Raw genomic sequence first — 26,183 nt, forward strand, 5'->3', positions numbered from 1 at the left:
TGTGCTAGAAGAAAAAGGGCTATCAGAATCCATTGTGACATAGTTTCACTTCCTTTTGCTTTGTTTCTATAATAAGTATAAATTGGAAGTGTGTTGTTTTTATGTTGTCGGGAATTTTTACATAGTTATGAATATTATTATGTATACACGACATTCAAATGAGTGTCGTGTTTTTGTTTCCTACAAACCAGATTTAATGGTCCAATTTGTTCCTGCTTTTTCTAAAATAAGTGTGTACTGCGAATATTGGGTCATATCAGTTTCACTATCAAGAAACCTCACGGTTGCGTCAACGCGAATATTATCTCCTTGACGATGGAAGGTCGGATTAACTAATTCCGCAAAACGATAGTCTTTATTTAATGGCTTTGTACCTCCATCGACATAATATTTCAGTTCACTGGCGGTGCCACTAGGATACAGTGTGAAGAAAGTCGTTAGAAATTTAGTGATGCTGCTAGTGGTTTCGGCATCAATCGAGCTGTCCGTTTGAAGTTGTTTTTCCGTTGCTTTGGCCTTAGTCGGAGCTGCCGCAATTGTTGGGTTGGTCACGATCACCATATCACCATCTTTATTTTTCATAACATTTAATGAGTAGGTGGATTCGATTGCTTTTGCGGCGTCTTCTTTTTGACTGTTTTTGATCTGCTGATTAACCGTAAATAACACTTTATTGACTTGATTCTTCTTAGCCTCAACTTTCCAAATCCGAATATCAGACACGATGGAAGATGTCGGGATATCTGAACGTAGCGCATCGGCGTTTAGGGTTACCAATCCATTTAGCATGAATTTACTAAGGTTCTTTTGGCGCGTTTCTAATTTTTCATGGTTAGGTTCCCAGGTGTAATAGACTTTGGCAAAATCAGTGACAAAAGCTTCGATCGCATTGGTATCAGTCAACTTAACTTTCACCACTTCACGTTCATGCACCGTGTGTTTATTGATGGCGGTGAAATCCTTGTACACGCCAAAACTCACACTAGCGATCAAGATCAACCAACAGAACCAAGTCGTTTTTCGCCGGATACCGACGCGAGGTTGCTTTAATTTACGGGGCTTTTTTTCTTTCACCGGCTTTGGTTGACGTTTTGGTGGCCGTTGTCGTTTAACTTTTTTACGTGGACGTTTGGGACGGGCTTTCTTATGTGAAGCGACTTGATGCTTGGCCGGACGTTCATTGTATTCATAATGGGGATTGCGTTCAGTTTCTCGATCATAGGGTGGCCGTGGTTCATGTTGCTGTTCATAGTCATGAGGTGGGTAACGCTCATCGAGATAATCATTCGGTGGTCGGCGATAGTTGCGGTCGTCTCGTTCCTGTATTCGTTGCGGTGGCCGATCCTCATAATCTTCATGATACCGTGGTCGCGGGCGTTCCGCATAGCGATGATCACGGGAATCTTCGTAGTCATCGTACTCATAGTCGTAGTCTTCATAATCTTGACGGGCCATGTCGTGTTCCTCCTTGTGGATCAGATTTACCATTTAAGTTTAGTGGCGAGATTAGCCACACTATTTTGTTGCAAGATGGCAAGGTGATTATTTTTTTGATGGTTGTGGTTCAGTTCATAACACTGATAAAATTCGGGATAGTCGTTGCGAAAACGGTCAAATAACTGGCGTAGACGGACTTGGGTGTAGCCGCGATAGTCTAAATCACTATAAATATCATATTTGTCGTCACTGGTGAAAAATTCTTCGGCAAGGTGTAATTCTCGATCTAAAATGTATTGGCGGTCTTCCTCACGAAACTTAGTATTTCCTAACCACTCTTTGACGTTTTGTTCATGTTCTAAAGCTAAACGGAACTCACGACGTTTACCAAATTCAAATTGCGGCAGTTCGGCGACAAAGTAATCAATCACTTTGACTAGGTCATCAATGTTAGGTTCATGTTGTTCAAAAAACTTGATGCGTTCCCATTCAGTTGAAGCGTGATCGAGTTGTTTGTTACGTAACAGGCGATTGTCGCCGTAGTTCAAATCGATCCGACTTTCTACTAAGGTGTGATCGATGGCATTGGTCAACAGATCCATCCAGTGATCATAGCTAAAGCCATCTTCATTTAAGCTAGTCAAGAAAATCACCTCATTTCTTGATCCGGCCAGCCCCGACAAGATGGGCTTGCCAGTAGGCGGTATTTAGATCTGCATAACCAAGGGGATCGCCAGCATTGTACATGCGCATATTACCGACATAGATGCCAACATGGGTAATGTAGTCGGAAGTGGCGTAAGTGCCTTTGAAAAATACTAGGTCACCAGCTTTTGCACTTTTAATACTGATGTGTTGCGTTGCGTCATATTGTGCTTGAGCGGTACGCGGAAGTTGAATGCCAGCTTTGGCATAGGCCCAACTAGTTAGCCCAGAACAGTCAAATCCTGTAGTTGGTGTTGAGCCACCAAAAACGTAGGGTGTGCCTTGATATTTAAGGGCCTCGGTCATAATCGCTTTAACCGTTTTATCGCTAAAATTAGCTACAGTCGGGCTAAGATACTGGCTGACTAAACTTACGTAGAACATATTGCCATAGGCGTAGCGCCAGCCTTCATCAGAGACTGGATTGGTGTAAGTGACTTTTTTACCACCAGCTTTTTCTTTAGCAAAATCACTGGCTATTTGGAGCGAATATTTCTTGCCATGAGTAGCCACGTAATTAATAAAGGCACCACCAAAGTTGTAGCTTTGAATGGCCGTATTTAAATCGGTTTTAGTTGCTTTCATCGACTTGATCAAACTGGCAAAGTATTTCACGCCTTGTTTGATCGAAGCATCTGGTGACAAGCTACCAGGTGCTTGACCCAGCGATTCGCTAGATTGCATCACATCGCTGCCTTTGCCGCCAGATTCAACCTGCATAATCGCAAGGATCACCGTTACTTGGTCAGGAATACCAAACTCCTTACAATATTTTTCAACGGTGCTTTTGTACTTGAGCACTTCAGCGGAAAGATTCATTGAATCAACGACTAAAGCGGTCGTATCACCGCTATCATCGTCATCAGCCGTCATTGCCACTGAAAAGAACAACAAGCTAATGAGTATGATCGGTAAGACGGCTAAGACTAACCATTTTTTAGTCATTTGTGCTTTGGTCGCTGCTTAGTTGGCAATTTACGGCGCATGGCGTTTTGTTTAACAACGAGATTCAGTGGCTTGCCATTCGTCTGCTTAAGTTGCCGTTTTGTGCCTGCTTTGGGTGCTGTGGTGAATGATTGTTTTGTGTGCGGTGTCGGTGTTTTGATTGGATCTTTCGGATGGGCTAATTTAGTCGTACTTGGATCACGTGGCTTGAGTTGCGTGACAGATGAAGCTGTCGGCTTTTTCTTGATCGGATCAGAATTAGATGGTTGCCGTGGATTCTTAGGTGGATCAACCACTAGTTTACGTCGTTGCATTTCTTCACGACGTTTCTTTGCGGCCAGTTCGCGTTCTGATTGATTGTCTTGGCGTTGATTTTTCAAGCCATTTTTGAAATCATCGATTCCCTTTTTAGCCGTTGCTTTGCCTTGATGTAGGCCGTACTTAGTATTGGTTGGTAAGTCCTTTAACTGTTCCTTAGTCCGTTTGGCAGTTGCGGCCATTTTCTTTTTGGTGTCTAATGCGGCACCGACTTTTTTACCGGCACGGGTCATCTTGCTAGTGGTGGCATCGCGTTTATTTGGTTGGGGTCGTTTGGGCTTACCTTTACTGTTTGCGTCAGTACCAGTTTCAGGCTGTGGTTGCGATCGTGGTTTTAAACCGCGGGCGAGCATACCACCCATTGCGGCGTTACCCATGACTTGCCGGATCAAACGACTACCACTGCGGCGCAGACGACTGGCACCAGCTTGAGAGTCAGAACTTTTAAGTTGCATCATCCCCATTAAATCGCCCAGTTTCATCCAGATACCGGCAAAGATGACAATTTGGAGAAAGGCAACTAGGAAGAATGGGGTGGTGGTCGATAGTCCATAGATCATGGTGGAAAGGCAGAAGGTCAACGTTAAGACGATGGTGATGCCAGCCCGCATCATGATCGTATTGAATAGACGTAAAACCGCCGTTTTCATTAGGCCGTTAAAGCCTGGGATCATAGCTAAGAGACAACTGATCGGCAAGAAAATGGCGTAGATAATGAAGAGGATCTGACTAAATAACATCATTGCCATTAGAAAGAATACAAATATGGTGATCGCGATATCGAAGATACTGACAAAGGTGGTCACGCCTAAACGTTGAATCGTTTTGACCGCCGATAGATTGTCGTTTTCTTTATCCTCAATTTCAGCTTTGACGATCTCGGTGCGGTCTTTACCTTTGTTTTTGAATGGATCAGTTTTGACCAGCTTATTGACGCGGTCTTCACCAACTTCTTTAATATTGGAATCGCCAAACTGTAATAACGTCCACGGCTGTTTGACCTGAATGTTGAATAAGGTTTCACGAATCGCATCAACACCGTTTTTTGAGGTGGATTGCTTATTTTGCATGATCATTTTAGAACCTGTATTTAAAGCCGAAGTACTCATATCGGCGGAAAATTGATTGATCTTACCAATATAATCGGGTGAGTAGGCAATGAAGCTCGCTGATAGAATGAAAATCACCACAAAATTGACCACCGCTGAGATAGCTTTGGAAGATTCACGTTTGACCAGGCCGGTATAGGCGACATATACACCGAGCACTAACACCAGTAACAAAAGCATACCGGGATAAAAGCCATCGTAACTAAACCCATTTTTAGAAACGCCAGCGAGTAGCTGCATATTTTTGCCAATGGCATCAGTCGTATCTTTGATGAAGTCTAATGAATAAGCTTGTTGAATCAGGTAGCCAGTGGCGTAGGAAAGATAAACTGAGATCAACCACAGAAAGTTAGTGATGGCATAAACGGCGTACATCACCGACTTACCAATACCATCACCCCAGTTCCACGGCAACCAATCCCATGATGAATCAACGAAATAATCTAATTGATAATTGTTGACCGGGTATTTAGAAAATTCGTGTTTATTATTGACGGTTTCATCGACTAAGCCGGCTGCGTGGACACTTTGGAGCGAAGTAGCACTCACTAACACCACGACTAGTACAAGGCCAATCAGTAATAAAAGTCGTTTTTTACGGGGCGACATTTACTCACCTCCAGTTATCTGCGCTGGTGGGCGAGTATCGAAAGCCTTGTATAAGTGTTCAAAGATGTAATCAAAGTGCAGAACGCCGACATGACCCCAAATATCTTGGAATAAGCATTCACCATTATCTAGTGAACGTAAGCGGTGTTGATTGCTTTCATCTTCGGCGTCTAGGCCAAAGAAAGTGAGCGTGTTTTTGATTTCATTGATATCGGTCGAGCGAAAGGCAAATTTCATACCGATATTATTTTTCATCTTTTCGTCTAAGAGATCATTGGCATTTTGGGTGACCAGATAAACGCCGGCGTTCATTGAGCGACCTTCACGGATCAATTTCATGGATAAGGCTTTACCTTGCGCCACGTTCAGAAACGCCCAGGCTTCATCGAGATCCACAATTTTAAATTGCGAACGATCGGCATGGATAAAGTCGATGGCAAAAGTCGAGATGATCATCAACATGGCTACGGATAACGTTTCCGCGGTGATGTATTCTTCTTGGGTTTTGTCGGCATCCGGTAAGACCAAATCGGCAATTTGAATGATATTGATTTTGCGGTCCAAGGCGATCGAACGGCGAGTGGAGCCATCTGAAAAGAGTAAGGCAGCAAAATCATAGTCGGTGAACGATTCAATATGATCAGCGATATTGTTGGCAATCGGCGTCCCTTCGCGGCGCAGTTCAGTGATCACTTTCAATAATCCTGGTTGTGGATCAAGGGTGACGTTGCGAATTGCTTTACGTAAAGTAGGAAATCGTTCGGCATCACGACTAGAGATCCCGGTCAAAAAGGTTAAAGTATCGACTGCCAAACTTTCAGAATCTTTTGGGTTGCTAAGAATGATGTAAGGATCAAGTAAACCACGATTAGCTTCTTCACTAGTTAAGTTAACGATATTGATATCGTCTTGCATGAAATCTAAATTTTTCGCCCAATCAGTTCGTTCCGATTTTGGATCAAGAATTAAAGCTTGCGCGCCATAGAGGACGGCGTAATAGACAAGTAAGTTATTAGAAAATGATTTACCACCACCTAGTGAACCTAAAAACGCGGCGGAAAGGGCATTCGTTACGGTTCCTTTCAAACCTTGTGCGGCTAAGTCAGGTTTGATGAAAACATTACGACCGGTATCCACGTTGTAGCCCACATAAATGCCTTCACGTTCACCTAAAGCTTGGGTAGCACCGAAGCCTAATGAGGCAATGAAATCACTAGTCACATATTGAATGTAGTCGTTCATGTAGCGCTTTGATGCGGGCATAAACTCACTGTGTAAGCCCAGCATATCGCCGAAAGGGCGAACTAATTTGATGTTCAACGAATCATAGAAATCAAGCACTTGATCGGCACGCTTTTTCATTTCATCGTAGCTTTTGCCACTGACGCGAATAACATAGGAAATTTTGTACATCGCGTCTTTAGTTTGATCAAGTTCAGCTTCTAGGTCGTCAACGGAATCAAGGGCATCGGCGACACCGCGAGTGGTTTCATTATTAGATTCATAGGCGTGATTATCTAAATCTTTCAGCTCTTTCTTTTTGTTACGGACCTTAGTTAACGCCTTTTTGTTAGTCACAATTTCAACATTTAGTGAGGTATCAATGGGAAAGTCGAATTGTTGTTGCTGGAAATAGAAAACCTCACTACCAGGAAAATCTAATTCACCAACAATATCGGACAAGGCCATATAGGTGACATAGGATTCAGTAAAGCCGTGGGTAATGATCAAGTAACGTTGCTTTTGTTCGATCAATGAGCGGGTTGGTTTGATCAAGTCATATTTTTTGATCACTGTATCTTGATCATCTTTTTGTCGTGGCAGGTGGTATTGGTAGTCTTCATAATCTTGCCCTGACATACCGTAGAGATGTTCTAACAAGTAGCCAAAATCATCTTTGATCAGTGGTCGAATTTTAAAGCGACGACTGACTTTATCGGCCAGAAAACGGGCGACTTTACGAAATCGATCAACTTCACTGTTGTTCATCACCATGAAGTCACCGGTATATTTTTCGTTGAATTCATGAAGAAAATCCTGAATGCCAAGCCTGATATCATGCCAAACGCCCTTAGCGGATAGCTCACGATCATTTAGTAACAGTTTGAAGCCAATAAAAAAACGATAATCAACTTGATTATCGCCAATATTGTCGATCAACGCGGCGGCCTGACCGTCAATATGTGTATCGGCAATACTTTTTAAATCACCTTTGACCGTGGCTTTGGAACGGCGCATCGTGTCATTGATACTGGATTCCGTGGCAAGCTGCAAGAGATGCAGTTTGCCGTCACGGTTTTGTGAGATCAACTGACGGAAATTTTCGTGGACTTCCGCTTTTTGGTCAGGTGAGAGAAAAGAATAGTTATAGGGGACGAGTTCGTAATAGGCGAAGCATTCGCCATCACGATTGAACACTAAATTGTCTTCGATATATTTTATGGGAAACTTCACTGGTCGAACCTCCTTACGTGGGTGATGTGGTCAAGGGCATGAGCTTTAACAGATTTGACTGGCCGCCCGGCAAACGTGATCTTCTGGGCGGTAAAATAAGTGATCACCGAGCGCAGAAAGCCTAGTGGCCGTTTGTTATCAAAAGTCTTTTGACTCATGAACCAAGTAATGGCCGCCGGAATACCGAGATATTTCAGGAATGCGCCATCAATGAAACTAAGTGGTGGTACATCACCAAGCAACATGACCAAAAATAAGGCGACGATGAACCAAGTCATTTGCGTGAATGTGACGGGGAACGGTAGATTAACATCGTTGATCGCGTAAAGCACTTTTTCCACGGACCAAATGCTGGTGTAACTACGAATCTTTTTCATAAGTGACCTCCTTTCTTTGGGGTAAAGAGGACTGATCCATTTGCTAGACCAGCCCCCGAGCAGAAACTTAATTTGCGTATTCATAAATAGCGCTGTTAGTAACCAAGTAATTACCTTCAATTTCCATATCGCGACCCAGTGCTTCAAAGTCGAGGTAGGCAATGACTTGATCTGGCAGGTCACCGAAAACGGCACCAGATTCCACAGCATCTTGTGCCAGCTCGGCCATATCTGAAACACCTTTATAGATAATGATATCCTCAGCGTTTTCAGCTAGTTCTTCAATATCACGGAACCATTCGCCAATCAAGGCACTAACGTCAGCGCCAAAATCATATTCTTCAAGCCGTTCTAAAGCGGCATACTTACGATTGATCTCGTCTATTGAATCAAAGCGATCAATTTCAAATGGTGCTTCGTAATCATGGATCGCGTACTCTTCACTGTCATTTTTCAATTCCAGTTGTTCGGCAATAGCGTCAGGGTATAACGGCGGTGTGAACCATTTGCCAGTGGGTTTGCCTTGATTGTAATAACCTAAGTTGACGATAAAAACGCGTACCGTTTCCATTTAGCTCCCTCTTTTCTTGCAGTAATTAGGCACCAACAACACGATTGAATAAGTTCAATAGCACATCTTTGACGCCGGCGGTATTAAATACCAGCCCCACGGCGATCAATGCAATGATCAGAAAGCCGATCAGTTTAGAAAATTCACGTTTAAAGCCTAAGAAAACACCGATCACTGCAATTGCCATTAGCACTAAAGACTGGGCGTTGCTTGTAAACCAGTTGAAGAGATTTTGTCCGAAGTTCATTTATTATCAATTCCTTTCTAAATTTACCAAAGTGAGGTTTGCGACGAGTGATGTTGCTTGATCCGAGCTAAGGCCTTTTGATAATAATTTGGATCAAGTTCGTAACCAATGTAGTGCCGGTCAGTATTAATACAAGCAATAGCCGTTGTGGCGGAACCCATGCAATTATCTAAAACAACTTGTCCGGGTAACGTATAAGTTTTGATCAGGTATTCAAACAATGCGACTGGCTTCTGGGTTGGGTGCCAAATATTTTTATCAGCTTTAAACCGTAGAATATCATTCGGATAGTTCTGGTACTCTTGAACATATTGTTCTGGCGCTGCCCATGGGTGTACTTGGTTACCAAAGCCTTTAGTTTGCGCATTAGTGATGGTTTTGTTCATGGGCATCAGGTCCTGTGGGTAATAGAACATGGCATTATCAGAATTAGCCACCGGCGCTTTTGAAAATACAAGTACTTCTTCATACCGTGACATTGGCCGATGGTGGGCGTTAATAAAATTAGTGACATTACTTTTGACCCAGACCCACTTGTAACGGAATAGTTCAGGCTGGGAGTTGTAGAGCTGAAAACTAAAACGTTGATTACTGGTTAGAACAATTGCACTGCGAGGTTTGATCAAACGTAAATATTGTTGCCAAAGTTGTTCAAACGGAATGATCGAATCCCATGTGTTAGGAGTTGTGCCGTAAGGAAGATCACAAAGAATCAAGTCAACGGATTGATCCGGTAGTTTCTTCATTCCAAGTAAACAGTCTTCATTATAAATAGTGTCAAGTAAAATATTGGTTTCACCGCCACAGGTTTATTTCAGTACTTGCTCCTTTTAAATTGCATTATTTTTGTCAGGGTATAACGCGACCATTCAGTAGTAGTTGTTAATCTAAAAACGTTGATTTAGTAAGGCTAAGCCAGTTTTGGCACTGACACTAAATAAGAAATTCAGATATTCATCGTTGTAACAGGGTTTACCGTAAACGTTAAGCATTGGCGTTGGCCGATGAATTGAAAAACGCCAATCAAAGTAATCGACCGGTGTGGAGAAGTACTGGGTCATTTCGAAAAGTTGTAGATAGTTTGTATCTTCCACCAGGCCGATAATTTGACCATGATAGTCATAAGCATTGAAGATCCAATCCTTATGTTCAGTGATCAAGGTTGCTAGGGGACTATTCATGCTGATCTCGATTGTTTGTTTGATATTGACCGTAAATCGGAATATGATATTGGACGCTAATGGCGGTTATTTTTTTGAGTAAACATTTATCATTTGACGGTATACCGTGAACATCCAATAAGGGTGACGGCCAATACAAACGAAAACGCCAAGCAATATAATTAACAGGTTTAACAAATTCGGTGAGTTCAAAGAGTTGTAATAAATTAGTGCGTTCGATCACGCCAACAATATGGTTACGATAGCGATAAATATTTAACACATATTCTTTTTGGTCAGTAGATAGACTAACAAGGGGTAAGTTGGTATTCAATCAGTTTCCTCCTTTGTAAAATAATCACCGATTACGTTATCTTTAGTGACGGTGTGTTGTTCAAGCAGTTTTAGATGTTTCTGTTGGAGTTCAGCACTTTTGATCATGGTCATCGTTTGATTGTTGCCTTCATAGCCATCAATTTTTAGCAGTACTTTTAACATTGGAGCGACTTGCTTTTTGATCCAACCGCGGGTTTTGCGTAGGTCGAATGGTTCAGGTTTTAGCGTAAGCCGCAAGGGCGGCCGTCCCTTACCACAAAAGGCCGCCCAAGTTTGATTAGTCGGCCAATTGGAACGTTCTTCACCTTTACCGGGATCTACGAAGCGAACGTAGCGGGTGATAATGCCAAAGGCAGTACGTTCAACATTGCGATAACTGAGTAAATCTTCAATCGCAACGGTAGCCCGATCATTTTTCAAGCGAATTTCAAAACGATTCTTGATGCTAGTATCTGCGAATTCTTCACCATAGCGAAAAATTTGTTCGGCGGCCTTTTCATAAACACAAAAGTAGATATCACTTTTCATAGAACCAATATATAGTGTGGCGCCTTCACCGTTGATGCCGTCATCAGTCATGGCACCGGAGTTCAGACCTTGAAAGCGGCGCATAACAGAGACACATTCATTGTGTTGACATTTAACAATTAATTCTGGAATATTTAACATGCCAACACGATCGTTGACGGCTAAGTCAATTCTTTTAAAGATGGCCTTAGCTTCGTAACATTTGCGGAAGAAATCAAACCATGTCTGGTTATGAGCTAGTAAAATACCTTCAAATTCACGGCAGCCTTGTCCTTTCAATTCGAGTAGAACACCTAACTTGTCGTTTGTCGGGGCAATCATGACCTGAATGTTGGAGAAGGTGTAGTGTGCTTCATAACCGTAGAAACCCCAGTCATCAAAGAGCATGTAATCTTTATTCAAATAAAGAAAATTCTGTAGTACCCAATCTACGTCATGTGTGGGGAAACGAATCCGGACATAGTCGATATTAAGATCCAATTCCGTTTCGTTGATCCAGTTATCAAGGGTCAAATCAATTTCTTCCTGTAGGGAAACACTGGCGTTTTGTTTGCCTGATTCCACGCGTTGCAAATGTTGGCGCGTAATACCAATTTTTTCGGCTAACTGAGCTTGAGTAAGTTCCAGCGCTTTGCGCTTAGCCTTAACGTTATCAGCCCATGTCATTGATCCACTTCCTTTTTAGGCAAAATAAAAAGCAACTTTTTTAGGTCAAAGTTGCTTTTGCAAGATCGTATTTAATTGTTGATATATCACGGTTGATACATGTTTTTGCGACGTTGAATTGTCTATTTCTACCCCCCTGTTAGATACTGGGGGTTGAGCGACCGGCTAAAGCCGGCCGCAGCCCGCTCGCGCTTTTCGCGTTGCCGCGCGGCGTGCAAGTACAAAATAATATCTCTTGTAAGAAATATAAATAGTGAATGGTATAATTAAACTATTATTGATACCTTTGGGAGAATATTGGGATTATGAAAAATAAACCAGAATATATGGATTGCTTCTGTGAAGTTGTTCCTATAAAAAATATTGACAATCATGATATCGAATTAGTGGAAATAAAAGTACCCTTTACTGATACGTCAATTATAGAGGCTTGGGCAGTAAATTTCCGAAACAAGTTTATTAACGATGATGATTTGAGTGATATGACTGAATCTACGGGCGTCGATAATCCTTTTGAATATTTGATTCACTACGTTTATCCGGACAAAGATGATCAACAGGGTAAGATTGTTAGAATTGGAGACTTTGGAGAAATTCTTGTTGCCGATTATTTGATGTTTGCACGCGATTATTGGATACCAAGCTTATTGACAAGGTACTCGTCAAAACAAAACAAAGACAGATCAACCATGGGTGCCGATATTTTTGCCATTAAATTTGCCAATGACACAATAAGCGATAATCCAGAAGATGAACTTTGTATTTGTGAAGTGAAAGCTGGTTTTTCTGAGAAGGCTAGATATCGTCTAAAGGATGCTGTCAACGATATTAATAAAGATAATATTGCAGTGTTGGATAAACGTGCAAGTATGTCATTAGCTGCAACAATGATGGACTTGAAAAAAAGAAATGATATTGAAGCCGATTCCGTTAATAGAATTCGAAGATTTCAAAATCCAATTGAGAAGCCATTTAAAGCGTCATATTTAGCAGCAGCTGTGATTGATGAGAGCCAATTACGCGAAAAAAATTTAATAAATGTAAAGACTGATAGTTCGCCACATAGAGAACAACTTGAGTTAATTACATTTCATGGTGAGAACTTAAAGCGGTTGATGAATGCTTTATATGGAGAACTTGGGGTGAAAAATATTGGCGATAAATGCTGATCTTCTAAAAGCTATTTGGGCTAGAAAAAAAGAAATTGAGTTCAGTACTCATGGTGTCTCTTCTGGACAAGATAATAATTGGAGTAAACTACTTTATTTTACTTTTGGAGCTTTATCGGATTATTTGGTAAGTACGGATGAAAATGATCAGTTTTCAACACGTTTGCAATTTTCAGCCAAATATTTTGAACTTCTTCCGGCAATAAACGATGAAAGTAACCCACTGTCAGGAGACAACGAACTTATGCTATTTGGCGCCGCGGCATATTTTTTTGCTGATTATCCAGGTGCTGCAAATGTTGCGTTAAAACCGATAATTGTTAGTGAGTTGTCTTTATTTGAAGAAGTATTATATGATGTTATTTCTAGTGATTTAACTTTTTCCAACGAGACCTTTAGAAGTATTCCTAGTATCTTAAATAAAATACTATTAGGATATCAACTGGAAGATTCAATCAATAAAGATCTCAAAGATTTTGTTGACCAAGCTTACACAACTGGAACTGATGAAGATATACTTGCGGCCGAATGTGTAACTGCCGTTATTCAACGAAAAATTAAAAACTCAACCCTAAAGTTAATGCCAAGAATGTCAGGTAGTTCTATCGATTATTGGAAGAATATTATACAAAACAGAAAGGTAGAACAGACTTTATGGGCTTCACAACGTGCTTTAGGAGAACAAGGAGTATTTGATGGGAAATCCTCAGTTATTCAAATGCCAACGGGTGCAGGGAAAACTGCATCTATCTCTTTGATTTTAAGATCTGCTCTTTCGAAAAAACAAATTGAACTTACTATAATTGTTGCTCCATTCAAATCAATTCGAGATGAAATATTTCAAAAACAGGTTAGTAATTTTCGTGATGAGCCAATTCTTGTTAATAAGCTTAGCGATGATTTAAAATTGGATTTTGATTTTCTTCTTGAACAGGAGAAGCCTAGAATACTGATTGTTACACCTGAGAAACTTTTATTTATGATTCGTCACAGCCCAGATCTTCTACTTAAAACTGGATTGATCATTTTCGATGAGGCCCATCAACTTGATAATGCAGATCGAGGCATAACATTTGAGCTTCTACTGGCAACAATTAGGCAGCTTGCATCAGAAGAGACTCAAAAAATATTTATCTCTGCTGTAGTGGGCAACCCAGGAACTGTTTCCGAATGGTTTAATGCTGGGAATAATGTAAAAATAACTGGAATTCAGCAAAAGCGTTACTCAAAGGCGTATGGTGTAGCTCGGTGGGATAAGGCCAGTGAATCTGGACAATTATTTTTAACAACGGATATTGATAGTACTAAAAAGTGGGTACGTTATAATAATGTTGTTAATCCAGTTAGGGTAAATAAGCAAAATATTGAGCCTGATTTTTCACGCAAGGATCTCACAAAATCATATAGATGGTTAACTGTTTTATTTGCTGAGCGCTTTGTATCTAACGGTATGGTAGCAGTCTTTTCTCCACGAAAGGATACATTGAGTGCTATTGCTACAGTGTTCACTAAATATACCAAGATAAATGATGAATTTCGTTCAAGCTTAATGTTGGATAGTGATACTGGGGCTATAGTAAATTTATTTAGATATAACTTTGGTGAGGAAAGTAAACTTGTTAAAGCATTTCAGGTAGGTGTTTTTATTCACGATGGTGAAGTTCCTAACAGTATTAGAAATTCATTGGAATATGCAATACAGCATAGGTCAATACGATTGTTACTTTGTACTACGACACTAGCACAAGGAGTTAATCTACCAATTAAGACTATGTTAATTACTTCTGTGGGGCAAGGAAGTTTGCATCTAAAGAATAGGGATTTGCAGAACTTAATTGGACGTGTAGGTAGGTCAGGCATTGAAAATGAAGGTAATATTATATTTGTGCAAGGTAAGAGCACAAGCACAAATAACAATACAATTGAAGCAATAAAGCAGATTCTTAACAAAACTCCTGCAGAAGATTTAGGCAGTTCTTTGTTAAATCTTTTTCATCCAACACCGTTGGATAATTATAATCCATGGTCTGATAAGGTTACTTCTGATCAATGGTTTACTAATGATTTTTTAGAGGATTCAGAAAAGTGGATTTCCATTAATATTTCGAATAAGGATGCTAAAAGAATAGAGATTTACCGTAGAAAAGGTCAAGCAATTGCAAAGATCGAAAATTTCTTGATGTCACTTTGGGACGTTATACAGATGGGAGATCCAGATGATAATTTAAAAGCAATTGTAAGAAATACTTACGCTTACTATATTAGTGATTCTGAAGAAGAACGTGTAGAGCTTGAAAATTTATTTGATTTATTGTATGACAAAATATCTCGCTTAGTAGTTTTAGAAAATGACATACAGGTTTACAGTCGAATGCTTACAGGCGTTAATGAAGCACTTTTTATAAAAAAATGGATATTTGAAAATGGTGACAATATATTAAATTCTGACGATGTCAAACAAATGGTTACGGAACTCTGGCCGTTATTAAAAAAGAATTTGAATGATAAAGAGATGCGGCATAATGACCTATACTTGGAAATTTTAAAGGGGTGGGTTACTGGAGAAAGTTATAAAGACTTACTTAATATTTGGAAGCAATTTGATGATGTAAAAATTAAAAACAAAAAACCTAATGTTGAAACTATATATTGTATCTGTGATCAAATGTTTCAGTATAATATGTCTGCAAAAATCTCGGCAATTGCAGAGCTTGTGGAGGATGATACTAAGAAAAAACGTCTCTACATGCTACATACTGCAATGAAATCTGGGTTGCCAACGCTAACTGAAAATTCAGTTTATAGTATTGGAATAAATGACCGTTACTTGTCTTCTCAAATAGCTATTCTTATTAGAAATGCTAATTTTACCGAGAAACAAGTAAAAAGGTGGATTAGGCAGTATAAGGAAGAAATTATTCAGAACGAAGCCAATAATTTGCCAAAGTTTTTTCTTGAGATCATAAATCGAATATAATTTTTTGCTTTTTAAATGATTCGAAGCAGTAAGCTATAGCTAATTTAGTTATCATAGTGATATCCCATAAACACCATAGCCAGGCCATTTTCTTGATTACTAACAGGAAAAATAAAAATTTTACTAATACCGTCCTTTATGGCTTGTGAAGGACACTGAAGAAATAAGCTGCTATCAGGGCTTTCACGCGCTTTGCCACACATATATTCAAGATAGTCCTCGGCATCACGGGTGGTTAGGTCGGTGGTAACCTTAGAAAAGTCTTCGATAAAATCGACATCATTGATCACTTGAATCTTTTGTGTGGTGGCATCTTCTTTCATTTTTAATGTAGAAGAAACTCTTCAGCTAGATTGATGTGATTCTTGGTAGGCATGACCAATTGCTTCGATAAAGTCGTAATGTTTTGGAACTAATGGTGTGTAAAATTCGCTGATAACGCTTAGTCCGGTATCAACATAGCCATGGCCTTTAATTGGTTTTAGAAAGAAGTCCTTATTGGTTTGGCCGTACATCATGGTGTACCCAATCTCTGACATACGACCAAGCGCAACACGGAACATAAACTGATCACGAATCCCATCACCAAGGTATTTAGCATCTGGGCGCTGGCAAGCTAAAATCAAAAAGAAACCTGATTGACGGCCAAGCAGGGCAATTTGTTTAAGCTTATTAATGGCAGTCATGGCATCACGACCAATCATATCCATAAAGGCAACGTATTCGTCAAAAATCAAAAAATGGGCAGGTAAACCAAGTGCGGCATAGTTTTGACCGGTTTGGTAGCCGTCCATTTTTTTCATTTCCGTGTTGCGTTGACGCATTTCATCATAGAAGCGGCTTAGTGCAGCTAACATATCATCGGGATCGTAATAAACATCAGGAAGTACTTCCTCTAGGTCAGCTAAATCGGCATTTTTAGGATCGAGAATAGTCAGTTTGGCATTGGTTTTACTCAAGGCTTCAATCAAAGTTAGAATGAAATAAGTTTTACCACCACCGGTACCGCCAGCAATTAGCATATGTGGTAAGGCATCGTATTCCCAATAGACGTTTTCCATTAATTTGATGGCACCGTCTTTACAGACAACTTGATCAATTGAAAGCCGATGAGCGATTGTGTCATAGAGTAACGTATATTCAACATAGGAATCATGCAGAATTTTATCGACCATTTCACAATAAAGTCCAGATTCTAATTTTGGTTCAAGGTGGAGTAACTGTTCCTGGTATGATGACATCATGATTTCAACTTGAACATGAATTAAGCCATCTTTTAAACGATAATAGACGCGGGGAAAGTGAGCAATTCGTTCTTTAGTTTTACCTGTATCTAAATCTTTGAAGAAACCACCTGACTGTTGCGTATTCTTTTCGTACCAGTTGTTAGTCATAAACATTCTGGCAATCTTTTGGCGATGGACTAATTTACGATAATAATCGGGAAACTTGTACATGACTAAAAGCACAACAAGAATTAAGCAAAATAATGTTACGGCTAAGCTAATGATCAGTTCTTGATACGACCAAGGCAGTTGTCGAATTAGCGGCCATGAAATAGTCTTAATATTAATATGACTGAGCACTGGCCAGTAAAGTAGAATGGTCAGAGGAAACCAAAGTAGTAGGGCCAAGCCTAAAACAGTCTGCAAAATTAAGTTTTGATCACGCGGACGAATTTTAGTTCCGCGATATTGAAAAAGTTCACGCAATTTTTTCACCTACCTTTTGTTGATTGAATCAGGCACCATCAGTCATACCCAGATAGGTCATGATGGCACCCTCATCTGATTGTGCGGTGCTAAAAGTAAATTCTTTTGCGATACCATCTTTGGTCATTTCAGGTAAAGCAGTCAAGCCAAAGTTGGAATCAGGACACTCGATAGCAATAGTTCGTGCTGTTTCTAATTTATCTTCGGCGTTGCTAGGTGTGCCGTCCTTAATGACAGCAACAAAGTCATCCATAAAGCCGATTTCGTTAAAGACTGTCAGTACTTTCATAAATAACCTCCGTCCATAATAAAAAGCCAAGACTTTTTTGCCTTGACTTTGATATTACGATAAATTTGAAATGTCGATTTTAGCGTATTAATTTTTAATTTCTTTCATGAGATTGAAAAGTGCTTCTAGTGCGGCTGTGTAGCTAATTGATTGTGCGTAGTCATATTGTTGCTGGTACTGTTGCCACGAAGTGTGTAAGCTTTCAGAATCGGATAGGGCACTGATTTCAGTTAAACGATTTTCAATTGTTTTGTCTGGAATATGATCAAACGCCGTACTTTTGAAAAATTCTTTTTTTAAAAGCACAAGATCAATGTCAGTTCGATAGAGAATGGACAATGAATAAACATCAAATAAATCCTTAGCACGAGTGTTTAGCATGCCGTGATTAAGAAATGCTGATAATTTATCTGCCAAGATTTTTTCAATGGGGATGCCATAAATTGGAAACTTTTCATCCGCGTTTAAAATACTCTGATGATCAATCATGATTGGAATCGTCTCATGGGAATTACCTTTTGAAATATCCAGCTTGACACTAACTTTACTTTTTCCCATTTGTGCCAGCAGGTTGATACGAATTCCGGGATAATCATCATCAAGTTGTTTTTGTTCAATCGACTTGATTGTAAAATTGACATAATCGGTGGATTGCTCGAAGACTTCATGCAAAACGGTTGCTAATTTATCTGGTTGTAAAGCCGGCCCAACATAGATTGCGTCAAGATCCTGGGTCATTCTGTTTTCAATTCCGACAAGGCTTTGGATTTCAAACCCACCTTTGAGAACAAAGTAACGGCGATAATTAGATTCAGAGATCTGCTTTAAAAAGTGTTCTAGAAAAAAGAGTTTCTGAAAATGTTGAATATTGTAGTCAAGCTCACGGGCACGTTTGCTGATCATTGGTAGAATTTTATCAACTTCACTCATTGCATGTAGACCTCCATTACTTTTAGTAGGGTACTGTTTGGGTATAATTTGTCCTTGATTTCAGTTAAATCCTTGAGCTTATTTGCAGCAGGTGAGTTGGCTAAATATTTTTTAAGCGCATCATTTTTGATGTAGGGTTGGATTTGTTTTGATTCCCAAATATCCAATAAGGTTCGTTCCTTAGAATAAACTTGAACTGTGCCACCATTTTCGGTTTGGCCGGTTTCGATACCAAGTAAATAGCGCTTTTTCGATAGATAGCGCGCCTTAATATGGTATTTTTTCAATGATGCGGCGCTTGGATGATATCCTTGGGGAAAGGTCAGATCGTAATGAAGCGGCATTTCATCAGTTAAATCATGAATGATCAGGGCACTGACTAACGAGAAGACACCACGCGAGAACTTCTGACTGATCAAGCTAAATTCATCGAGTAGGTAGCCTGGAAAAATATAGATACCACGTTCAAGCTTTTCAATGGTGCCATCAGTTGATAATTCACGGATTTCATCCTTTGATAAACCGTATTTTTGTGCGGTTTTGTAAATGAACGTTGGGTAGTCATGTTCCAGTTGGGCCAAAGTATCCATTGTTATTAAACATCACCTTATATACTATAGTTTACTATATTTATAGTATATAGGTTTGAGAAGCAATTCGCAACTCTCAATATGATTTTACTATGTTTCGGTTGGATTTATTAATACCTACCGATAGTTGGTAGGAGAACGAATTTTCCGTTTCATTGAGTTATTTCTTTTCATTAGTTGGTTTTTCCTGAATTTTGTTGTGGTTTACTGGAATAAGATCGTCGGCTTTGAGATACCATGAAACTGACATACCAACACCAAACTCATAAGAAGAAACAGTATCGATAACTGGGTTGACCATTTCGACCAGCTGATTATAATCAAACTTCTTTTCACCAGCCGCCACTGGAATCGAAACTTGAATCATTTTTCCTTTCTCAAAGCTCTTTAAATCAAAAGTACGTTCAGAAATCTCAGTGGTCTGGTTACCTTCATCATCGTTGATAAAACGTTCACGACGCATTGCCGAGAATTTTAAGGCTCCAAATGTTTTGATTGAATCGAGTGCAATACCTTCTGCTAAGCGCATATTAATTCCTACCCTTCACTATTTAGTTAAATCCTTTTTGACAATATCATCGGCATAACATTCATATTTGACGAATGACTGATTCTCCACACGATAGCCGACTGCAATCACGCGCGGGTTGACTAAATCAATCGGTGAATCTTGTTTGATACTGGCCTTCACTCCGGCAGCAGCTGGTAGAATGATTTCAATGTTATCAGCCTTTTGGATATCTGAAAAAACGCTAAATCTTCGTGATGCAACGCGGCCGTTATTGTTACGGGATGGTTCACGAATTTCTTCGATCATTTTGCCAAATTCAAGCCGACCAAATGTTTCGCGTACTTTGGGGATAATGTAATCTAATTCCATGGAGAATTCCTCGCTTTCAAATTTTGCATATTTTAAAAGTCAGAATTGTTTTTGAGTTCTGACTTATAGTGGTTGTAGTATTCGATTGTTTGTTGAAGCAAATATTGATAAAGTTCAGCGGATAGGGGATATACGACACGGCCTTGAGTAGTTTCAGGAAATTTTAGAAACAGACGCTGGTTACCGCGAATCAATTTAACATTGTTAATGATCATAGCGTGATTGATTACAATCGTACCGGTCATTAAAACACTGGGTTCTTTTGAAAGATACATATTAATAGATGAAATAAAGATCATTCACTGTCATCCTCGTCATCATACAAGTCATCACTAGCCTTTCTTGAATGATGCATCCACCACACAATTAAGCCAGTAATTAATAGTAGAATCACACCAACAATACTTAATAATTGATTACGTTCTTCACCGGTTTGCGGTAGGCGAAGTATTGGTGTATCAACGGCTTCATCTTTCATTTGTGCTTTGACGATTTCACCATCTTTAGTAATCTCAAAATCAACGGGTGTTTCATTGATCTTGTATCCTTTTGGTGCGTCATACTCCACAAACTGGTATTTGCCAGCGGGTAGGTTAGCAAAACTGAAAATCCCCTTGTCGTTGGTTCGACCGGACACAACGGTTTTACCGTCTTGATCAAGGATCTTGATACCCGTGTTTGGCAAGACTTTACCATCGCTGACATCAGTCTTAGTTAGTTCACCAGTACCTTTGATTAAACTATTTTGTAGCGTGAAACTAATTGCTGGCGATTCAGAAGTGGTCTTAGTCTCGGTTGCTGCTTTTTCAGCTGTTTGTTTTTTAACCTGACTAATTAATTTACCTTTAGCATTGTAAGCAGTGATACCAGTCTTGGATGAAACAATTTTAGTTAAATTCTTAGTCAAAATAAGATTGGTTGCCGAAGGCGTCTTTTCCCGTAAATAGAAGGTGCCGACTGGTACGTTCTTAAAGGCACCAATCGACTTGTCATCAATTGTAGTGGTTTGAATGACTTTCTTGTCCTTATCCAGTAATTCAAACACCGCACCTTTGGCGTTACCATCAAAAGTGAACTGATAACCTTTATTTTCAACTAACTTAGCGGTTTCGTTGATTTTCTTAAAGGCAAATTCGTTGAAGTGTAATTTATTTAGAATTGGGGCGTCTTTATCACTATTGATCGTGAAATCTTTAGTCGCGGTGTTGTCAGTTGCCTTGAATTCAAAATCATAAGTTTGGTCATCAGGCTGATAAGCTTCACCGGCATCTAGTTCTTGTACATAATAACTACCTTCAGGCAATTGAATGTCGGCAAAGGTTGCTTTACCATCTTTGACAGTTGCAGTTGCGACTAATGCCTTTGCCGGAACATTGATGTTACCATTGGTGTAGCCAGCTTTACTGAACAGTCCGAAGACTTGACCATTAGCAGCTTTATTTTCAATCGTGGGTTTGTTCTTATCCCAACTCTTGATTTGTTCTGCTTGTTTGTTAACAGTCACGTTCAACTTCTGAAAATCGTTAGCTGCTTTGAGTGAAGTGGAAGTCACTTCAACATTTTGACCAGCGTATTTCAATTCAAAATCAATTGGTTTGTCATTCAGAATGAAGCCATTTGGTGCGGCAACTTCTTTAACTGAGTATTTACCGAGATAAAGTTGTGGCGTTTTGATTTGCCCATTAGCGTCAGTCGTAGCAGTGGCGACAACGTCACCTTTTTTGGCGTGGACGGTACCATCAGCGGTGGTGATATTCTCACGAGCAGTAAATTCAAACTTGGCACCGGCCAGTGGGGTGTAGTCATAGTTAAAACCGTATTGTTCGCCGTACTTAGTTGACTGTTTAGTCACTTCAACTGGTGTGGCACCAGTTTTATTCAAAGTGACAATACCTTTTTGCGATTTATCTGTAAATTTGACGGTCACAATACCATCACTATCTTTGCCAGTGATCGAAAATTTGGCTGGGTCTTTGGCAAGAACGTAGCCTAATGGTGCTTGTGTTTCGACTAATTCATATTGACCATAGGGGAGTGCCTCAGTTGTGGTCAAGTAGCCCTCTTCATTAGTCATAAAAGTATCAGTTGTCCCGTCATGATTGAGATTAGGCATGGAAACATATTTACCAGTTTGTAGTGATTTAATTTTAAAGTCAGCGTTGGCACGCGGAATTGTTTTGCCGGATTCGGCGTCAACTTTGATCACTTTCAATCGTTCTTCCAATACATTATTGACGACTGAATAATGATGGGTCTCGTTTTGTTGATGAATCGTGACTTTGAATGGATCGGCGGTTTTATAGCCTTCTGGTGTTTTTGTTTCCGTTACGGTATAAGTGTCATAAGGAAGATCAGTAAATTTGAGATAACCTTCTTTATCGGTTGTTCCCGTTGTGACGACCTTGTTTGTTGTGTTGCTAGTAACTGTGAATTCAACGTTAGCCAGTGGGTTAGACTTATTCTCTTTACCAGTTAAATGACTAGAAAGTGCAGTATGCCAATCATAGTTACCAATTTTGATTAAGTCGAAACCACCCGTAATAACTTGTTCCTTAACCGTTGTTGATACGGTGGCCGTTTTCGCATTTTGCCCAGCGTAGGCCAGTTTTAATGCATGTTTTTCGGTATCCTTAATATAGCCAGTTGGTGCCGTCTTTTCGATCCAGTAGTAGTCATCCAATTTTAAATTGGTGACACTCGCTTGATTGTTTTTAATCGTCACGGTATCAATTAGTTCATCATTTGAAGTTCGATGCAATTCATAAATGGCACCATCAAGTGAAGCCGCGCCCTGTGGTGTTTTACCGGTTTTAGCATCTTCCTTGATCAAAGTGGCAGTACCGAATTGTTCATCATCGGTCGCTGTAACCGAAGTAGCAGTGACCGCAACGTTTTGACCAGCATATTTCAACTCAAAAGGTATTTTCTCGTTGTTAAGGATATAACCGGCTGGGGCCTTTTCTTCAACGGCGTAGTAATTGCCAAGTTTCAGATTTTGTAGTGTGCCTTTGCCGGTGCTATCAGTGGTGATCGTCCCAACTTTTTTACCATCAGTTGAATAAATACCGTACATTGCACCATTTAATGAATAGTATTTGTTAAACATATTGGTGCCGAACTGACGACCAATTTTGGTCAAGTTCACGTTACCAAGTTGTTCCTTGTTGCCAAGAACGACTTCGATGGTTTGGTTAGGTGTGATCGTTGCCGTTTTGATTTCACCTTTATTAACGTAGCCATTAGGTGCGGTTACTTCTGAAACTTTGACTTGGGTACCGGCCTTAATGTCGTTTAAAGCGGCATAGCCATCAGCGCCAGTGGTGACTTCTTTGGTTTGATCATTGTACTCAAACTTGAGTTTCGCACCTGGCAAAGCCTTATTGGTATCCGCGTCAACTTTCTTAGCCTTTAAATTACCATTGAGATTGACCTTAACGCTTAGATCAAAGTTATTTCCGTTTGGTAGTTTGAAATGGGCAATTTTCTGTTGATTACCTTTACCATAAAGTAGGGAAGTGCCAATATTAGCGGCCTTAGCTTTAGCAAAGGAAACTTTACCAGATTCCTTGGAATCAGCTGTGGCAGTCAGAGTCAATTTATTGCCAGATTTTGTGATGTTCAAATTAGCGGTATTGGCCGTTTGTTCAATATATGAAGCCAAAGTGCCATTAGTGTCGGTCAAAGTAATTGAATCACCAACATTTAAGGTGATATTTTGACCATTGAACGATGGTTTGGTGTTGAACGCTGCAACTTTTTCCATAACGGCCGCTTTTTTATTTTGATAATCTGGATAGTCGGTAGTTAATAGCTCATTGCCTAAGGCTTCCCAGATCATAATTTGTGCTAGACCATAATTGACGTCAGTTGGGTTTTGTTGATAAGCAAAATAAGCAATTTCGGCTAGTTTGTCTTTCTCAGCCGCCGAATAATTAGTTGGTGTCCAACCTGAACCAGAATTTTCAATATCGACCCCATGTTCGACACAGAAAGTGATTTGACCATCAACGACTTTTTTGTAAATACCAGTGTCAGTCCAATGAAGACCATTCAACAAGCTGAGATGCCAGGTTGAAACCCAGTCGCCTGCTTTAATGTTGGTCATGTCAGCGGCAAAGGCACTTGTGATTGGGGTCATAAAAATTGAAGTGAACAAGGTCAGCAAGGCTAACCAGACAGAAACTTTACGGGTTGCTGTTTGCAATGACAGCACCTCCTTAAATATTTGTTGAAGAATTTCAGTGCAAATAAAAAGTAGACCAATTTTGATTTTGGTCTACTGAACAGGAGGTTATGAACGTGTATGTGGAATTGAAACCCGAGTTGATAAGCAGTTGTTGGTTGTGTTTCTACCATTAAATAGTAGTTGAACGAACAATCGCAATTAATGTTAATGATTCGTGAATTGATTTCTAGGTTTGAAGCCTTACGTTCCTCCGAAGTGTACCCCAATTTGGGGTAAAACGGTTGAAACAATAAGAAAGACCTAGAATTCTGAAATTCATAAACGCTAATTTAACGGGTTTTTTGAACGCTATGTAAACTTATTAACCTACGAGTATTTAAAGCCAGGTCTTAAGAAAGCTCGTAAGGCTAGTCAATTTTCAAAACGTTAATATATTCGTTGTATCAACGTTTATCAAGTGTTTCACGACTTTGTTGTGGAACGCTTTTTTTGTGTCATGGATCAAGTAAAATATGTGATAATCTCTAAAATTATTAGAGATCTACTTATTTTCTAATTAAAATATAATAATCTGTGTTACAATTGAATTCAATCATGATATGTTCAGTAGTTAACATAATGTGCATAGTTGATTTTAATACTTTATTGTTACCAACGAATACATAATATAGAGGAGTTTTGCAAAATGAATTATAAGTTTTCTGATCGTGTTCCCCAATCTGATACTGATCCAGTAGGAGTTATTCTTAAAGTTGCAGGAGACCCTAAAGTAATGTCATTTGCCGGTGGGTTACCAGCACCTGAATTATTTCCAGTTGAACAAATAAAGGCGGCTGCAAATAAAGTCTTAACTGAAAAAGGCCCAGCTGCATTACAGTATGGTTCTTCTCAAGGAATTCCAGAATTACGTCAGGTAATTTTAGGAAGACTGGCAATTGAAGGAATCAAAACTGATATTGATCATGTTATCGTCACAACAGGATCACAGCAGTCAATCGATTTGACTGGTAAAATGTTTTTGAATGAAGGTGATACTGTAATTGTAGAAGATCCTACATATTTAACTGCGGTGGATGTTTTTAAGTCTTATGGTGCACACTTTGTCGGTGTGGCAATGGATGAAGATGGAATGCGGATAGATGCTTTGGAAGAAGCACTCAAAAATAATCCTAATACACGGTTAATCTATACAATTCCAACATTTCAAAATCCTACTGGTAGAACAATGACATTGGCACGGCGAACGAAATTGGTAGAATTAGCCGAGAAATATGATGTTTTAATATTAGAGGATAATCCATATGGTGCTATTCGTTGGGAAGGTAAAAATTTACCATCTCTAAAATCATTTGATAAAAATGATCATGTCATATATATGGGGACGTTGTCTAAAATTTTATCGCCAGGACTACGACTAGGCTGGGTAGTTGCTGATCCCAACCTAATTAAAAAATATACGATGATGAAACAATCAGCAGATTTGCACACAGACAGCCTGGCTCAATATATTGCGGCAGAGTATTTTGCGGCCAATAATATTGATGAGCACGTCGCAGGTATAACGGATCTGTATCATAAACGAGAACAAATTATGATCAATGCGATTGATAAGTACTTTCCTAAAGAAGTTAAACACAGTAATCCAGAAGGTGGAATGTTTCTTTGGGTGTCCGTCCCTGGGGTACAAGATTCACAAAAACTATTTGATGCGGCCTTGAAACGAAACGTAGCCATTGTTCCAGGCGATCCGTTCTTTGGTAATGAAACAATTCCTGGTACTTTTAGAATGAATTATTCAAACACACCAGAAGCTAAGATTGAAGCTGGTGTTAAACTTTTGAGTGAAGCAATCGAGGAAGTTATGGGCAAGTAATTAGTTTAGTAAAAAAAGCATCTCCCAACTTTAGGTGAGGAACTGCAACTATTTTTTGAGACAATCAAATAAAAGCAGATTCTAAAAAGTCATTTTGCTTCCGATTAGGCAATCG

The 26,183-nt window shown here is 39.6% G+C and carries 24 protein-coding genes; 3 read left to right on the plus strand and 21 right to left on the minus strand.

Going from position 1 to position 26,183, the window contains the following annotated elements:
* Window positions 1–180: 180 nt before the first annotated feature.
* The 12 genes from FFM51_RS07870 to FFM51_RS07925 form a co-directional block, all read right to left on the minus strand.
* Entirely contained in the window at window positions 181–1,455 is a 1,275-nt protein-coding gene (locus FFM51_RS07870) for a conjugal transfer protein (protein WP_100070908.1), read from the minus strand.
* A gap of 26 nt (window positions 1,456–1,481) precedes the next feature.
* Window positions 1,482–2,081: a hypothetical protein gene (locus FFM51_RS07875; protein ID WP_223875916.1), complete on the minus strand. Its 600-nt coding sequence runs from the start codon at window positions 2,079–2,081 to the stop codon at window positions 1,482–1,484.
* A 10-nt stretch (window positions 2,082–2,091) separates the two neighbouring features.
* The gene (locus FFM51_RS07880; protein ID WP_100070910.1) at window positions 2,092–3,087 is read right to left on the minus strand and encodes a bifunctional lytic transglycosylase/C40 family peptidase; all 996 of its coding nucleotides are present in this window, start codon (window positions 3,085–3,087) and stop codon (window positions 2,092–2,094) included.
* On the minus strand, window positions 3,084–5,123 hold the full coding sequence (locus FFM51_RS07885) for a CD3337/EF1877 family mobilome membrane protein (protein ID WP_035457183.1): 2,040 nt from the start codon (window positions 5,121–5,123) through the stop codon (window positions 3,084–3,086). Before FFM51_RS07885 ends, FFM51_RS07880 begins: the two co-directional genes overlap by 4 nt.
* Window positions 5,124–7,577 (minus strand): conjugal transfer ATPase TcpF, encoded by a 2,454-nt coding sequence (gene tcpF, locus FFM51_RS07890; RefSeq protein ID WP_100070912.1) that lies wholly within the window; start codon window positions 7,575–7,577, stop codon window positions 5,124–5,126.
* On the minus strand, window positions 7,574–7,954 hold the full coding sequence (locus tag FFM51_RS07895; protein ID WP_003678270.1) for a conjugal transfer protein: 381 nt from the start codon (window positions 7,952–7,954) through the stop codon (window positions 7,574–7,576). Before FFM51_RS07895 ends, tcpF begins: the two co-directional genes overlap by 4 nt.
* Before the next feature lie 67 nt (window positions 7,955–8,021).
* Window positions 8,022–8,525, minus strand: a complete 504-nt coding sequence (locus FFM51_RS07900; RefSeq protein WP_003678269.1) for an antirestriction protein ArdA — start codon at window positions 8,523–8,525, stop codon at window positions 8,022–8,024.
* Window positions 8,526–8,550: 25 nt separating this feature from the next.
* On the minus strand, window positions 8,551–8,772 hold the full coding sequence (locus FFM51_RS07905; RefSeq protein WP_003678268.1) for a hypothetical protein: 222 nt from the start codon (window positions 8,770–8,772) through the stop codon (window positions 8,551–8,553).
* A 23-nt stretch (window positions 8,773–8,795) separates the two neighbouring features.
* On the minus strand, window positions 8,796–9,518 hold the full coding sequence (locus FFM51_RS07910; protein ID WP_003678263.1) for a DNA-methyltransferase: 723 nt from the start codon (window positions 9,516–9,518) through the stop codon (window positions 8,796–8,798).
* Window positions 9,519–9,659: 141 nt separating this feature from the next.
* Window positions 9,660–9,953 (minus strand): hypothetical protein, encoded by a 294-nt coding sequence (locus FFM51_RS07915; RefSeq protein WP_010011722.1) that lies wholly within the window; start codon window positions 9,951–9,953, stop codon window positions 9,660–9,662.
* The gene (locus FFM51_RS07920) at window positions 9,946–10,266 is read right to left on the minus strand and encodes a hypothetical protein (RefSeq protein WP_010011721.1); all 321 of its coding nucleotides are present in this window, start codon (window positions 10,264–10,266) and stop codon (window positions 9,946–9,948) included. The genes FFM51_RS07915 and FFM51_RS07920 overlap by 8 nt, the downstream gene beginning before the upstream one ends.
* Window positions 10,263–11,462, minus strand: a complete 1,200-nt coding sequence (locus tag FFM51_RS07925) for a replication initiation factor domain-containing protein (protein WP_003678260.1) — start codon at window positions 11,460–11,462, stop codon at window positions 10,263–10,265. Before FFM51_RS07925 ends, FFM51_RS07920 begins: the two co-directional genes overlap by 4 nt.
* Window positions 11,463–11,767: 305 nt before the next feature.
* Here FFM51_RS07925 and FFM51_RS07930 point away from each other — a divergent pair, with 305 nt between their 5' ends.
* Window positions 11,768–12,631: a Hachiman antiphage defense system protein HamA gene (locus FFM51_RS07930; protein WP_137598096.1), complete on the plus strand. Its 864-nt coding sequence runs from the start codon at window positions 11,768–11,770 to the stop codon at window positions 12,629–12,631.
* On the plus strand, window positions 12,615–15,608 hold the full coding sequence (locus tag FFM51_RS07935) for a DEAD/DEAH box helicase (protein WP_137598097.1): 2,994 nt from the start codon (window positions 12,615–12,617) through the stop codon (window positions 15,606–15,608). The genes FFM51_RS07930 and FFM51_RS07935 overlap by 17 nt, the downstream gene beginning before the upstream one ends.
* Window positions 15,609–15,652: 44 nt before the next feature.
* Here FFM51_RS07935 and FFM51_RS07940 read toward each other — a convergent pair whose 3' ends face one another.
* The 9 genes from FFM51_RS07940 to FFM51_RS07980 form a co-directional block, all read right to left on the minus strand.
* Window positions 15,653–15,931 carry a hypothetical protein gene (locus FFM51_RS07940; protein ID WP_137598098.1) on the minus strand — a complete coding sequence of 93 codons (279 nt, stop codon included), beginning with the start codon at window positions 15,929–15,931 and terminating at the stop codon, window positions 15,653–15,655.
* 21 nt (window positions 15,932–15,952) lie between these two features.
* On the minus strand, window positions 15,953–17,320 hold the full coding sequence (locus tag FFM51_RS07945) for an FtsK/SpoIIIE domain-containing protein (protein WP_137598099.1): 1,368 nt from the start codon (window positions 17,318–17,320) through the stop codon (window positions 15,953–15,955).
* A 28-nt stretch (window positions 17,321–17,348) separates the two neighbouring features.
* On the minus strand, window positions 17,349–17,609 hold the full coding sequence (locus tag FFM51_RS07950; RefSeq protein ID WP_137598100.1) for a hypothetical protein: 261 nt from the start codon (window positions 17,607–17,609) through the stop codon (window positions 17,349–17,351).
* Window positions 17,610–17,696: 87 nt separating this feature from the next.
* Window positions 17,697–18,539: a nucleotidyl transferase AbiEii/AbiGii toxin family protein gene (locus tag FFM51_RS07955; protein WP_137598101.1), complete on the minus strand. Its 843-nt coding sequence runs from the start codon at window positions 18,537–18,539 to the stop codon at window positions 17,697–17,699.
* On the minus strand, window positions 18,536–19,129 hold the full coding sequence (locus FFM51_RS07960) for a type IV toxin-antitoxin system AbiEi family antitoxin domain-containing protein (protein ID WP_137598102.1): 594 nt from the start codon (window positions 19,127–19,129) through the stop codon (window positions 18,536–18,538). Before FFM51_RS07960 ends, FFM51_RS07955 begins: the two co-directional genes overlap by 4 nt.
* A gap of 160 nt (window positions 19,130–19,289) precedes the next feature.
* On the minus strand, window positions 19,290–19,658 hold the full coding sequence (locus tag FFM51_RS07965) for a YdcP family protein (protein WP_137598103.1): 369 nt from the start codon (window positions 19,656–19,658) through the stop codon (window positions 19,290–19,292).
* An 18-nt stretch (window positions 19,659–19,676) separates the two neighbouring features.
* Complete coding sequence (locus FFM51_RS07970; RefSeq protein ID WP_056943275.1) at window positions 19,677–20,009, minus strand: DUF961 family protein; 333 nt, start codon at window positions 20,007–20,009, stop codon at window positions 19,677–19,679.
* 32 nt (window positions 20,010–20,041) lie between these two features.
* Entirely contained in the window at window positions 20,042–20,308 is a 267-nt protein-coding gene (locus FFM51_RS07975; protein WP_056943276.1) for a hypothetical protein, read from the minus strand.
* On the minus strand, window positions 20,305–24,213 hold the full coding sequence (locus tag FFM51_RS07980) for a SpaA isopeptide-forming pilin-related protein (RefSeq protein WP_137598104.1): 3,909 nt from the start codon (window positions 24,211–24,213) through the stop codon (window positions 20,305–20,307). Before FFM51_RS07980 ends, FFM51_RS07975 begins: the two co-directional genes overlap by 4 nt.
* A 667-nt stretch (window positions 24,214–24,880) precedes the next feature.
* On the opposite strand from FFM51_RS07980, the gene FFM51_RS07985 reads away from it, so the two are divergent.
* Window positions 24,881–26,068: an aminotransferase-like domain-containing protein gene (locus FFM51_RS07985; RefSeq protein ID WP_137598105.1), complete on the plus strand. Its 1,188-nt coding sequence runs from the start codon at window positions 24,881–24,883 to the stop codon at window positions 26,066–26,068.
* Window positions 26,069–26,183: the final 115 nt, after the last annotated feature.

It is taken from the genome of Paucilactobacillus kaifaensis (assembly GCF_005405145.1).
GTDB classification, from domain to species: Bacteria; Bacillota; Bacilli; order Lactobacillales; family Lactobacillaceae; genus Paucilactobacillus; species Paucilactobacillus kaifaensis.